This window comes from Mesorhizobium sp. M0243 (assembly GCF_040321775.1).
Classification (GTDB): Bacteria; Pseudomonadota; Alphaproteobacteria; order Rhizobiales; family Rhizobiaceae; genus Mesorhizobium.
Genome location: NZ_JAMYSF010000011.1, coordinates 58,845 through 71,563, shown reverse-complemented (window position 1 = coordinate 71,563; position 12,719 = coordinate 58,845). Strand labels below are relative to the sequence as shown.

The window sequence follows — 12,719 nt, the reverse complement described above, 5'->3', positions numbered from 1 at the left end:
ACCCTCCCGTAAATGCGGGCGGTTTATCTGATCCGGTCGAGAATGGAAACGTAGTTGGCCACCGCCGCACCGCCCATGTTGAAGATGCCGCCGAGTTTTGCGCCCGGCACCTGGATGCCGCCGGCCTCGCCGACAAGCTGCATGGCGGTCAAGACATGCATGGACACGCCCGTGGCGCCGATCGGATGGCCCTTGGCCTTCAGCCCGCCGGATGGATTGACCGGCAGGCGACCATCCCTAGCCGTTGTGCCGTCCAGCGCCAGCTTGGCCCCCTCTCCCGGCTTGGCAAGGCCCATCGCCTCATATTCAATCAGTTCGGCAATGGTGAAGCAGTCATGCGTTTCGACGAAGGAGAGATCGTCGAGCGTCACGCCGGCGTTCTTGAGCGCCCGGGTCCAAGCCTGCTCGCAGCCTTCGAAAGTCAGGATGTCGCGCTTCGACATCGGCAGGAAATCCTGCACATGCTCGTTGGCGCGGAAGGCAACGGCACGACGCATCTTCAGCGCCGTGGCGGTGTCGGCGAGAATGAGGGCGGCGGCGCCGTCGGAGACCAGCGAGCAGTCGGTGCGCTTCAGAGGACCGGCGACGAAGGGGTTCTTCTCGCTCTCCTGGCGGCAGAACTCATAGCCGAAATCCTTGCGCATCTGCGCATAAGGATTGTCGACGCCGTTCTTGTGGTTCTTGGCGGCAATCATGGCCAGCGCATCCGACTGGTCGCCATAGCGCTGAAAATAGGCCTGCGCGATCTTGCCGAAGACGCCGGCGAAACCCGCCGGTGTCTCGCCGTCCTCGGGCAGATAGGACGCCTTGAGCAGGTTTTTGCCGATCTCCGGCCCCGGCGTTGTCGTCATCTGCTCCGCGCCGACCACCAGCACGATGCGAGCGGCATTGGCGTCGATGGCACGGATGCCCTGGCGGACCGCCGCCGATCCGGTGGCGCAAGCGTTCTCGACGCGCGTCGCCGGCTTGAAGCGCAGCCGGTCGTCGGCCTGCAGCACCAGGCTGGCGGTAAAATCCTGTGCCGAAAAGCCGGCATTGAAGTGGCCGAGCACGATCTCGTCGACCTCGTCGGGACCGATGCCGGCATGGTCGAGCGCGTCCGTAGCGACCTTGACGATGAGGTTCTCGAGCGTTTCGCCCTCGAGCTTGCCGAAGCGCGAATGCGCCCAGCCAACGATGCATGCGGTCATGGCGGTCTCCATCCTTGGCGCCAGCCTAGCATGTGGGCCACGGCGCATTTCGCCTCTATTGTTCAAATATAAACAATCCTGCTCGCCTCGTGAAGGGCTGGGAGCAGACAATCGCTTGGTACAGGCGACGCCAGTGCTGATTTTTTTGTTGATTGACCCGTCAATAAAAAATAATCCTACTCGAAAGGGATCATTGCAAGATGCCGAAAGTCGGAATGGAACCGCTGCGCCGCAAGGCGCTTATCGACGCGACGATCTCGGCGATCGGCGAGCGCGGCTCGCTCGACGTGACAATGTCCGAAATCGCCGGGCGCGCCGGCGTTTCATCGGCTCTTGCCCATCACTATTTCGGCGCCAAGGACGAGCTGCTGCTGGCGACGATGCGCCACATCCTGGCCGAGCTTACCGCCGACACGTTGCGCGCCCTTGGTTCGGCCAACACCGCGCGCGAGCGCGTCTCGGCGGTGGTCGCCGTCAACTTCTCCGACATCCAGTTCCAGCCGGAAACCATCGCCGCCTGGCTCGCCTTCTATGTCGAAGCGCAGAAATCATCGGCCCTGCGCCGGCTGCTCAGGGTCTATGCGCGGCGCCTGCACTCCAATTTGATGAGCGGCCTGACCGGCATCTTGCCCAGAGCCGAAGCCGACCGCGCCGCCGAAGCGACGGCGGCGATGATCGACGGGCTCTACATCAGGCGGGCGCTGAAGGACGGCGTGCCTGATGCCGCGACCGCGATCGCGCTGGTCGAGGACTATCTCGAAACCAAACTTGGCGAGCGGCGCAAACAGTGACAACGAAGCGACCCAATTTCCTGATCGTCATGGTCGATCAGCTCAACGGGACCCTGTTTCCGGACGGCCCGGCAGAGTTTCTGCACACACCGCATCTGAAAGCGTTGGCCGCACGTTCGGCGCGCTTTGCCAACAACTACACCGCATCGCCGCTCTGCGCTCCGGGACGCGCCTCGTTCATGAGCGGGCAGTTGCCGTCACGCACCGGCGTCTATGACAATGCGGCCGAATTCGCCTCATCGATCCCGACCTTCGCTCATCATTTGCGCGCCGCCGGCTACTACACCTGCCTGTCGGGCAAGATGCATTTCGTTGGGCCGGACCAGTTGCACGGTTTCGAGGAGCGGCTGACGACCGACATTTATCCTGCCGATTTCGGCTGGACGCCGGATTACCGCAAGCCCGGTGAGCGTATCGACTGGTGGTATCACAATCTGGGCTCGGTGACCGGCGCAGGCGTCGCCGAGATCACCAACCAGATGGAGTACGACGACGAGGTCGTGTTCCTGGCCACGCAGAAGCTCTATCAGCTTTCGCGCGAACAGGACGATGCGAACCATCGGCCCTGGTGCCTCACCGTATCGCTGTCGCACCCGCACGATCCCTATGTCGCGCGCAAGCAGTATTGGGATCTTTACGAGCACTGCCAGGCGCTGGACCCGGAAACCGGGTTCATCGCGCAGGACGAGCAGGATACGCATTCGCAGCGGCTGTACCACGCCAGCGACTATCCCTCTTTCGAGATCACGCCAGAGCAGGTGCGTCGTTCGCGGCGCGGCTACTTCGCCAACATCTCCTATGTCGACGACAAGCTCGGCGAGCTTCTGGACGTTCTCGAGCGCACCCGCATGGCCGACGACACCATAATCCTGTTCTGCTCGGACCACGGCGACATGCTCGGCGAGCGCGGCCTGTGGTTCAAGATGAGCTTCTTCGAGGGTTCGGCGCGGGTGCCACTGATGATTGCCGGCAAAGGCGTTCGCGTCGGGCTGATCGAGACGCCGGTCTCCAATCTCGACGTGGCACCGACGCTTTGCGACCTCGCCGGCATCGATATCGCTGCGATCGCGCCGTGGACCGACGGCCAGTCGCTGCTGCCGCTCGCCGCAGGCATTGAGCGCACCGCGCCTGTGTTGATGGAGTATGCGGCGGAGGGCTCCTGCGCGCCACTCGTTGCAATCCGCGACGGCAAATACAAATTCGTCTATTGCGAACTCGATCCGCCGCAACTGTTCGATCTCGAAGCCGATCCGCTCGAGCGAAACAATTTGGCGAACGACCCGGCCAATGCTGGCTTGGTGGCGGACTTCATGGACAAGGTCCAGGCGCGCTGGGACATGGCCCGCTTCGACGCCGCCGTGCGCGAAAGCCAGGCGCGCCGCTGGGTCGTCTATCCGGCGCTGCGCAACGGCGCCTATTACCCCTGGGATTTCCAGCCGCTGCAAAAAGCGTCCGAGCGTTACATGCGCAATCACATGAACCTAGACAATCTCGAAGAGAGCAAAAGGTATCCGCGAGGCGAATGATGTCAGACCTTCTCGTCCCCTCCCTCGACCATCTCAAGCAGGCCTATGCCGTCACATCCAGGGCGACGCAGATCACGCCGCTGCTGGAATCGACGGCACTGTCCCGCGAGACGGGTGCGGCCCGCGTCTTCATCAAGCCGGAATCGCTGCAATGGGCCGGCTCATTCAAGGTGCGCGGCGCCTATTGGCGGCTGAAACAGCTTTCGCCCGACGAGGCCAGGAAAGGCGTCGTCGCCTACTCCTCCGGCAATTTCGCGCAAGGGCTGGCGGCTGCCGGCCAGGCGCTCGGCATTCCCGTCACCATCGTCATGCCGATCGACGCACCGGCCGCCAAGCGAGACGCAACGGGGGGCTATGGCGCTCGCGTCGTGCTGACCGACCATGGCGAGCGCGCGCGTGAGGAAGTCGCCGCCGCCAAGGCGCGCGAGATCGCCGAGACCGAGGGGCTGGCGCTGCTGCATCCATTCGACGATCCGGAGATCGTCGCCGGCCAGGCGGGCGCCGGCCTCGAAGCGCTCGACCAACTCGAAGCCAAAGGTGCCAGCGCTGATCTTTTGTTCTGCTCGGTCGGCGGCGGCGGACTGATCGGCGGCGTTTCGCTTGCCTTCCACTATCTGTCGCCCGCCACAGAGATCATCGGCGTCGAGCCGGAAGGTTTCAATGGCATGGGCTCGTCGCTGGCACATGGCAGCATCGAGACGATGCCGATCGGGCCGAAATCGATCTGCGACGGTTTGATGTCGCGACGGCCAGGCGACGCGCCGTTTGCCGCGGTCAAGACCGCGGGTGTTCGCGGCATCACCGTCGACGACGCGTCTGTCCGCCGCGCGATGCGGATCGCCTTCGAGCGGTTGAAGCTGGTGCTCGAACCGTCGGGCGCCGCCTCGCTGGCGGCACTGCTCAGCGGCAAGGTGGATGTGCAGGACAAGACCGTCCTTGTTGTGGCTACCGGCGGCAATGTCTCGCTCGCCGATTTTATGGCGCATATGAACCATGCTTGAAGCGGATTTCGTCATCATCGGCTCCGGCTCGGCCGGCTCGGCCATGGCCTATCGCCTGTCGGAAGACGGCAAGCATTCGGTCATCGTCATCGAATTCGGCGGCAGCGATATCGGGCCGCTGATCCAGATGCCGTCGGCGCTGTCGATACCGCTCAACATGAGCCTCTATGACTGGGGCTTTGCCAGCGAGCCGGAGCCGCATCTCGGTGGACGCGTGCTGGCGACGCCGCGCGGCAAGGTTATCGGCGGTTCGTCCTCGATCAACGGTATGGTCTATGTGCGCGGCCATGCGCGCGACTTCGACCATTGGGCCGAAGAGGGTGCAGCCGGTTGGGGCTTCGCCGACGTGCTCCCCTATTTCAAGCGGATGGAGGATTCGGACGGCGGCGAGGATGGCTGGCGGGGCAAAAATGGGCCACTGCATGTGCAGCGCGGCTCGCGCCGCAATCCGCTCTACGGCGCCTTCGTAGAGGCCGGCCGCCAGGCCGGGTTCGAACTGACCGACGACTACAACGGTTCCAAGCAGGAAGGGTTTGGGCCGATGGAGCAAACCATCAGCGGCGGACGCCGCTGGTCGGCGGCATCAGCCTATCTGAAGCCGGCGCTGAAGCGCAAAAATGTGAGTCTGGTCAAGGGCTTTGCGCGGCGGGTGATCATCGAGAATCAACGCGCCATCGGCGTCGAGATCGAAGCTCACAAAAAGATTCAGGTCGTTAAGGCGCGACGTGAGGTGATCGTCGCCGCCTCGTCGATCAATTCGCCCAAGATCCTGATGCTGTCCGGCATCGGCCCGGCCGAGCATTTGCGCGAAAACGGCATTGCCGTGGTGGCCGACAGACCCGGCGTCGGCCGCAACCTGCAGGACCATATGGAGCTCTACATCCAGCAGGAATCATTGCTGCCGATCACGCTCAATTCGGTGCTGAATCCGTTCTCGAAAGCGCTCATCGGCGCGCAGTGGCTGTTCCTCAAGACCGGGCTTGGCGCCACCAACCATTTCGAAGCGGCGGCCTTCGTGCGCTCGCGCGCCGGCGTCGACTACCCCGATATCCAGTACCATTTCATCCCTGCGGCTGTCCGTTATGACGGCAAGGCGGCGGCCAAGTCGCACGGCTTCCAGGCGCATGTCGGGCCGATGCGCTCGAAGTCGCGCGGCTCTGTGACGCTGCGCTCGCCGGACCCGAAATCGAAGCCGGTGATCCACTTCAACTACATGTCGCATCCCGACGACTGGGCGGAGTTCCGCCACTGCATCCGGCTGACGCGCGAGATCTTCGGCCAGTCGGCGTTCGACCCCTATCGGGGCAAGGAAATATCGCCTGGCAGCCACGTGCAGTCGGACGACGATCTCGACATCTTCATCAGGGATCACGCAGAGAGCGCCTACCATCCTTGCGGCACCTGCAAGATGGGCCGCGCCGACGACATGATGAGTGTCGTCGATCCGGAGTGCCGGGTCATCGGCGTCGAAGGATTGCGGGTCGCCGATTCCTCGATCTTCCCGCGCGTCACCAACGGCAATCTCAATGCACCCTCGATCATGACCGGCGAAAAGGCTTCCGACCACATCCTTGGCCGCACGCCGCTGGCGCCGTCCAACCAGGAACCATGGATCAATCCGCGCTGGCAGGTCGCGGATCGATAGGGCATTGTCGAACGGACTTGGTAGCGAATACATCTGGAGAAAACCATGCGCGCCCAGCCCACGGCATCGCACTATGTCAATGGACGCTACATCGAGGACGAAGGCGGCGCGCCGCTGCCGGTCATCTATCCGGCAACCGGTGAGACCATCGCCATGCTACGTTCGGCGACGCCGAACGTGCTGGAGCTCGCCGTCGAGGCAGCGCGGGCGGCGCAGCCCGCTTGGGCGCGGCTGAAACCGGTCGAGCGCGGGCGCATCCTGCGCCGCGCCGCCGACATATTGCGCGCCCGAAATGCCGACCTCGCCCGCATCGAGACGTTGGACACCGGCAAGGCGATCCAGGAAACGCTGGTGGCGGACGCGCCTTCCGCCGCGGACTGCCTTGAATATTTCGGCGGCGCCGTCGCCGCCTACAATGGCGAGTCGGTCGATCTCGGCGGACCCTTCGCCTACACAAGGCGCGAAGCGCTCGGCGTCTGTGTCGGCATCGGCGCCTGGAACTATCCGATCCAGATCGCCGGCTGGAAATCGGCACCGGCACTCGCCATGGGCAATGCCATGGTGTTCAAGCCATCGGAAAACACGCCGCTTTCAGCACTCGCACTGGCGGAGATCTACAGCGAGGCCGGGCTGCCCGACGGCTTGTTCAACGTCGTGCAGGGCTATGGCGATGTCGGCGCCGGGCTTGTCGGCCACGATGTCGTCGCCAAGGTGTCGGTGACCGGTTCGGTGCTGACCGGCCGCAAGGTGCTGTCGCTGGCCGGCTCAAAAATGAAGCACGCGACGATGGAGCTCGGCGGCAAGTCGCCGCTGATCGTGTTCGACGATGCCGACATCGAGAACGCCATTGGCGGCGCCATGCTCGGCAATTTCTATTCGACCGGCCAGATCTGCTCCAACGGCACGCGGGTCTTCGTGCAAAACGGCATTCACGACCGCTTCGTCGAACGCCTTGTCGAGCGGACCAAAAAAATCCGCATCGGCGACCCGCTCGACCCCGAAACCCAGATGGGTCCGCTGGTCTCCAAGGCGCAGCATGACAAGGTGGTCGGCTATATCGAAATCGGCAAGCAGGACGGAGCAACGCTTGCCTGCGGCGGCAACGTGCCGTCGCTGCAGGGTTTCCAAGGCGGATTCTTTGTCGAGCCGACGGTGTTCACCGGCGTCGCCGACACAATGCGCATCGCCCGCGAAGAGATTTTCGGGCCTGTCATGAGCGTGCTGAAGTTCGACGATGAGGACGAGGTGATCGACCGCGCCAACGACACCGAATTCGGCCTTGCCGCCGGCGTCTTCACGCGCGACCTGCCGCGCGCCCACCGCGTCATCGCCGAGTTGCAGGCTGGCACCTGCTGGATCAACGCCTACAATCTGACGCCGGTGGAAATCCCGTTCGGCGGCTTCAAGCAGTCAGGCATCGGACGTGAGAATTCACTGGCGGCACTGGCACTCTATTCGCAGCTGAAGTCGGTGTATGTCGAGACTGGGGATGTAGCGAGCCCGTATTGAGAGGCCGGCCTCTCAATACGGGCTCATCCCTTCTCCACCGTCCCATCAAGATACTGCGTCAGCGCGCAGACCAGATGATAGAAGATGCTGGCAGGAACGTCCGATGCCAGCGAGCGGCCGCGCTCGTCGATGCGATCGATCCACAGGCCGAGCGGCGCCGGGTCGATGTGCCAGCGGAACAGCCGGCCGACGCGCGCTTCGATTTCCGGCTTGAGATCGGGGCCGCCAGAGCCATCCAGCGCGATCGCCGCCTTCACGGCTTCGGCCTGCGGCCAACTGCGGGATATCAGGTCGAGCGGCAGGCCTTGCCTGGAGACGGCGCCATAGGCAAGCCCGGTGGCGCGGTTGAGGCCATTGGCAGTGGCCGACGCGTAAAGTTTTCGGGCAAAGCCGCTCAACTCGGCCTGGCCGCTACGCCCGGCGAAATCTACCAGCAAAGAGGCCCATTCGAAATGGTGTCCGGGCTCGGTCCATGACCCTTTCTCGCCGGTGGAGGGTTTCCATTCGGCATCGAAATACTCGCCAAGCGTCCAGCTTTCCGGATCGAAGAAATGACTGCGGAAGAGGTCGATGATACGTGCCGCGCGCCGCAGATGGGCGCGCTCGCCGGTCGCCTGGTGCCAGGCGAGAAAGGCCTCGAGCAGGTGCATATGCGGGTTGGAGCGGCGCTCGCCTTTGCCGTCCGATGTCTCAAGAAAGCCGGTCATGCGGCTGTCTTCGAGATGCGCATCGAGAAAGGCGAAGGTTTCCTCGCCGAGGCGCAAGGCGTCGGGATTGCCTGACATATGCGCATGCGCCAGTGCCAGGAGCACGCAGGAATGATCGTAGGCATCCTCGGTGGCGTCGGCGACCGAACCGTCGACATTCAGCGTGCGAACCCAGCCGCCTTTGTCGGTGCGGCCCTTGCCGGCCATGAAGGCGATGCCGTGGCTGATCAACCGATCGGCCGGGCCGTCCCAGCCGCGCGCCCGGGCGACGGCGAAAGCATAGACCTGTCTTGCCATGGTGCGCATGCGCTTGGGCTTCATCAACGGCGAGGCGTCCAGGCCGAGCGCTTCGTGAAAGCCGCCATGGCGTTCGTCGACCCCCGATGTCGACCACAGCGGCAAGGTCTCCTGAAACAGCCAGTGATGCACGCGCCGGCGCCAGGCGCCGCTTTCGATGACGCGGTCATGCGCCGGCGTGAACCTGGTTTCCAGGCGACCCGATTTTTCGAGCTGCTCGACGATCTTCTTGACGTGTTGGCTGTGGCTGACCGGGGCGACGAAGGTGGCATCCGATGTCGAAACGATGGCGATATCCTTCATGCCGATCGCCGACAGCAGGCGGCCGTCGCTGCGAATGTAGGAATTCTCGCAATCGATGGCGACGACATCGCCGATGATGACATTGCCCCGGTCGTCGGCGGGGCCGACATCGAGCAGCGACTGCCACGAGCCGAGATCGTTCCAGCGGAAGCCGGCCGGCACCATGGCGATGTCTTTTGCCCGCTCCATGATGGCGTAGTCGATCGAATTCGACGGAATGGCGGCGTAGAGTTCCAGCGGCATGTAAAGGCCGGACAGATCCGATGTCGCTGCCTTGTAGGCTGCTTCGGTGGCCTGCCAGATATCCGGCTGCAACGCTATGAAGGCGTCACGCATGGTGCGGGCGCGAAACAGGAAGATGCCGGTGTTCCAGTAGAAATTTCCGGCCTTGAGATAGCTCTGCGCAGTCGCAATATCCGGCTTTTCGACGAAGCGCGACACGTCGAAGGTGCCGCCGCTTTCGGCCGCGACCTCGATATAGCCGTAGCCGGTCTCTGGTTGCGTCGGCTTGATGCCGAACACCACCAGCCTGCCCTCGCGTGCTGCCTCGGTGCCGGCTTCTACGCTCTGCCAGAATTGGCTTGCGGTGGATATTTCGTGATCCGATGGCACCACCAGCACCAGGCTATCGCCGAATTCAGACAGTGTGCGCAGCGTCGCCAGTGCGACGGCGGCGGCTGTGTTGCGCCCGGTCGGCTCGAACAGCGGACCGCCGCCGGCGAGGTCGAGACCAGCAAGATCGGCGTGAACGCGATCAGCATGGCGCTCCGCGGCGATCAGGAAGATCGGCGTTCCGCCTTCCAGCCGGGCGGTCAGCCGACGCAAGGTCTTGGCCAGCATCGAGCCGTCGCCGGACAGATCGTGGAACTGCTTGGGGTTGTCCTCGCGCGACAGCGGCCACAGCCGCGAGCCGACGCCACCGCTCATGACAAAACTGACGATCCGCTCGGTCATTCAACTACCATTCAAAAGGTCTGGTTGTAGGCGCCCACCTCGGAGCTGCGGCGCAGCACGGCGTCGACAGCCTCGAACATCTCCCGTCGACGCTGCGACGACACCGGGCTTTCGACCACCACGACCAGTTCCGGTTTGTTCGACGAGGCGCGCACCAGCCCCCAGGTGCCGTCGTCGGCGACGACGCGCACGCCGTTGACGGTGATGAGGTCTGCGATCTTCTGCCCAGCGAAAACCCTTCCATCCCGCTTCATGGCCTGAAAATCGGCAACCACCCGTTCGACCACACCATACTTCACCTCGTCCGCGCAGTGCGGCGACATGGTCGGCGTGCCAAAGGTCAGCGGCAGCGCGCGATAAAGATCGGCCATCGAACTGCCCGGGCTGCGATCCAGCATCTGGCAGATGGCGATGGCGGTGACCAGGCCGTCGTCATATCCGCGCCCGATCGGCGGATTGAAAAAGAAATGACCCGACTTTTCGAAACCGGCGACAGCACCGAGTTCGGCGACGCGGCGCTTGATGTAGGAATGGCCGGTTTTCCAATAGTCAGTGACGGCGCCATTGGCGCGCAGCATTGCGTCGGTATGGAACAGGCCGGTCGATTTGACGTCGACGACGAAGGTCGAGTTGGGATGCTGGCTGGAAATATCCCTTGCCAGCATCACACCGACCTTGTCGGCAAAAATTTCATTGCCTTCATTGTCGACGACACCGCAGCGGTCGCCATCGCCGTCGAAGCCAAGGCCCATGTCGGCGCCTGATGCCAGCACCTTGTCCCGGATGGCATGCAGCATCCGCATGTCCTCGGGATTGGGATTGTAGCGCGGAAATGTATGGTCGAGCTCGACGTCGAGCGCGATGACCTCGCAGCCGATGCGCTGCAACGCTTGCGGCGCGAAGGCGCCGGCGGTGCCATTGCCGCAGGCTGCGACCACTTTCAGTTTTCGGGCGATGCGCTTGTCGCGGGTCAGATCGTCGAGATAGGTCGCGCGAAAGTCACGGATGAAATCGTAGGAGCCGCCGCCGATAAGGTCAAAATCGCCGGACAGCACGATTGCTTTCAGCGCGCTCATCTCACCCGGGCCGAAGGTCAGCGGCCGCGCCGCACCCATCTTGACGCCGGTCCAGCCATTTTCGTTGTGCGAAGCGGTGACCATGGCGACCGAGGGCGTATCCAAAGCGAACTGAGCGAAATACGCCATCGGCGACAACGCCAGTCCGATGTCCCTCACCCGTGCGCCTGCAGCCATCAAACCGGACACCAGGGCCAGTTTGATCGACAGCGAATAGGAGCGGAAATCATGCCCGGTAATGATATCGGGACCGGCGCCGAGACGGCGGATCAGCGTACCCAGCCCCATGCCGAGCGCCTGGACGCCGATCAGATTGAGTTCCGGTCGTTGCGCGGAGCCGGGATGGCCGAACCACCAGCGCGCATCATATTCGCGAAAGCCGGATGGCTTGATCAGCGCTGTGGTTTCGAATTCGAAACTGTTGGGCCGGGCGTCGCCAACGATGCTGAAGGACAAGACTGGAAACTCCGAATGGCCGAAATTACGAATTGTCGAGGGCTGCGGCTTAGCACACAAGGCTTTAAGCCATGTTTATTCCGGAAGGGAATCCGGGCCTTTCGGGCAATGCTCGACGAAAGCCGACGAAATGCGACAGAAGTGCCGCCGTGCCGCTTGCAGGAACCAAGTGTGGCGGCTATAAGCCCGCGGTCTGGTCACGGAGTGTAGCGCAGCCTGGTAGCGCACCTCGTTCGGGACGAGGGGGTCGCAGGTTCAAATCCTGCCACTCCGACCAGAGAAAACAAAGAGTTAGCGCATCCCGACTTCGGCGCTCCGCCTGCCCCTCAAGCGAGATTACTCGCGTCCCCCGCCAGTCGGATGGGCGAATTTCTATTCGCCGTGCCTCTGTGACCCGGCCGACAGCGATGCCTGTTGCACTGGACAGTAACCAGTCAACCGGCCGCCTGATGCCTTCATGCGTGCGCTCGCGGACAGTTTCGGGTAAACATCCCGACTGGTACGCGCGTCCCCCTCAGCGGAGGCCAAAAAAGCTCAAGATCGCTATCACGATGACCACAGCTCCAACGAGCCAAATGATATTGTTCATGATCTCTCTCCTGTTGCCTGGGAAGCCCGCGCCTCTGGCAGAGAACGCGGGCCGACCAGCCTTTGCCGACTGATCCGCAGCAGACACCAAATCGTGATCCCGGCTGCGGGAAATAAACCATCAGGCACGCCTAATGTTCCGCCGTTTGACGAGATCCAGCGATGACCAGTGAACGTTCGGGTCGATGCCGGACGACCGGAACCAAAGCGATCAGGGGCAGTTTATCCAATGAAGGGCTAATTAAGAAAATGGAGAAACTGCAATGAAAACAATGATCATGTGCGCGTTGGCGCTTTCCCTTGGACTGCCCGTTGTGGCTTCGGCAGCCGAAGCCGATGTGGTTGTTAGAACCCATCATCGACATCACGAAAGCGTCAAGATCATCAACGAAGACGGTCAGCGCTTGCACCACCGCCGCCATGGTACCGTAGCGTTCTATGACCATGGGCGCCGGCATCATCACCGCGATACTGTTGTCGTGACAGGTTCCGTCTCCACCCATCGTCACCACCATCGGCACCATCCCGTTGTGATCGAAAACGACGGGTACTGATCGCAGATCTCCGGCCCGATTCTTGATGAGTCGGGCCACGAAAGGCCTTTTGGCACGCATCCTGGGTCATGCTTTGGCGGCGCCGTCGGCAAGACCATTGCGGCCCACGACCAGACTTAGGT

At 62.9% G+C, this 12,719-nt stretch carries 9 protein-coding genes and 1 tRNA gene; 6 read left to right on the top strand and 4 right to left on the bottom strand.

The features are described from left to right. Positions 1 to 23: 23 nt before the first annotated feature. Positions 24 to 1,190: an acetyl-CoA acetyltransferase gene (locus NKJ11_RS16560; protein WP_127292472.1), complete on the bottom strand. Its 1,167-nt coding sequence runs from the start codon at positions 1,188 to 1,190 to the stop codon at positions 24 to 26. A gap of 200 nt (positions 1,191 to 1,390) precedes the next feature. Here NKJ11_RS16560 and betI point away from each other — a divergent pair, with 200 nt between their 5' ends. The 5 genes from betI to betB are packed head-to-tail and all read left to right on the top strand — an operon-like array spanning position 1,391 to position 7,662. Then, entirely contained in the window at positions 1,391 to 1,981 is a 591-nt protein-coding gene (betI, locus tag NKJ11_RS16555) for a choline-binding transcriptional repressor BetI (RefSeq protein ID WP_352793803.1), read from the top strand. Further along, entirely contained in the window at positions 1,978 to 3,507 is a 1,530-nt protein-coding gene (gene betC / locus NKJ11_RS16550) for a choline-sulfatase (protein WP_352793802.1), read from the top strand. The genes betI and betC overlap by 4 nt, the downstream gene beginning before the upstream one ends. Next, a complete protein-coding gene (locus tag NKJ11_RS16545) occupies positions 3,507 to 4,508 on the top strand; it encodes a threonine/serine dehydratase family protein (protein ID WP_352793801.1) in 1,002 nt (333 codons plus the stop codon). The genes betC and NKJ11_RS16545 overlap by 1 nt, the downstream gene beginning before the upstream one ends. Then, positions 4,501 to 6,153: a choline dehydrogenase gene (betA, locus tag NKJ11_RS16540; RefSeq protein ID WP_352793800.1), complete on the top strand. Its 1,653-nt coding sequence runs from the start codon at positions 4,501 to 4,503 to the stop codon at positions 6,151 to 6,153. The genes NKJ11_RS16545 and betA overlap by 8 nt, the downstream gene beginning before the upstream one ends. Positions 6,154 to 6,198: 45 nt before the next feature. Beyond that, positions 6,199 to 7,662, top strand: a complete 1,464-nt coding sequence (gene betB, locus NKJ11_RS16535) for a betaine-aldehyde dehydrogenase (RefSeq protein ID WP_352441321.1) — start codon at positions 6,199 to 6,201, stop codon at positions 7,660 to 7,662. Positions 7,663 to 7,685: 23 nt separating this feature from the next. Here the strand turns inward: betB and NKJ11_RS16530 are convergent, their stop codons facing one another. Then, a complete protein-coding gene (locus tag NKJ11_RS16530; protein WP_352550709.1) occupies positions 7,686 to 9,923 on the bottom strand; it encodes a mannose-1-phosphate guanylyltransferase/mannose-6-phosphate isomerase in 2,238 nt (745 codons plus the stop codon). Positions 9,924 to 9,934: 11 nt separating this feature from the next. Beyond that, positions 9,935 to 11,455, bottom strand: a complete 1,521-nt coding sequence (locus NKJ11_RS16525) for a phosphomannomutase/phosphoglucomutase (protein ID WP_352441323.1) — start codon at positions 11,453 to 11,455, stop codon at positions 9,935 to 9,937. Between the two features lie 200 nt (positions 11,456 to 11,655). Here NKJ11_RS16525 and NKJ11_RS16520 point away from each other — a divergent pair. Further along, positions 11,656 to 11,732: transfer RNA gene (locus NKJ11_RS16520), tRNA-Pro, on the top strand. Positions 11,733 to 12,174: 442 nt separating this feature from the next. On the opposite strand, the gene NKJ11_RS16515 is transcribed toward NKJ11_RS16520, so the two are convergent. Then, positions 12,175 to 12,636: a hypothetical protein gene (locus NKJ11_RS16515; protein ID WP_352441324.1), complete on the bottom strand. Its 462-nt coding sequence runs from the start codon at positions 12,634 to 12,636 to the stop codon at positions 12,175 to 12,177. Between the last annotated feature and the right edge of the window lie 83 nt (positions 12,637 to 12,719).

What these genes read in the sequence shown, in the direction of transcription:
- NKJ11_RS16530 (WP_352550709.1), bottom strand. Translation starts at nt 9,923, where the DNA reads ATGACCGAGCGGATCGTCAGTTTTGTCATGAGCGGTGGCGTCGGCTCG.
- betA (WP_352793800.1), top strand. Translation starts at nt 4,501, where the DNA reads ATGCTTGAAGCGGATTTCGTCATCATCGGCTCCGGCTCGGCCGGCTCG.
- betB (WP_352441321.1), top strand. Translation starts at nt 6,199, where the DNA reads ATGCGCGCCCAGCCCACGGCATCGCACTATGTCAATGGACGCTACATC.
- betI (WP_352793803.1), top strand. Translation starts at nt 1,391, where the DNA reads ATGCCGAAAGTCGGAATGGAACCGCTGCGCCGCAAGGCGCTTATCGAC.
- NKJ11_RS16545 (WP_352793801.1), top strand. Translation starts at nt 3,507, where the DNA reads ATGTCAGACCTTCTCGTCCCCTCCCTCGACCATCTCAAGCAGGCCTAT.
- NKJ11_RS16560 (WP_127292472.1), bottom strand. Translation starts at nt 1,190, where the DNA reads ATGACCGCATGCATCGTTGGCTGGGCGCATTCGCGCTTCGGCAAGCTC.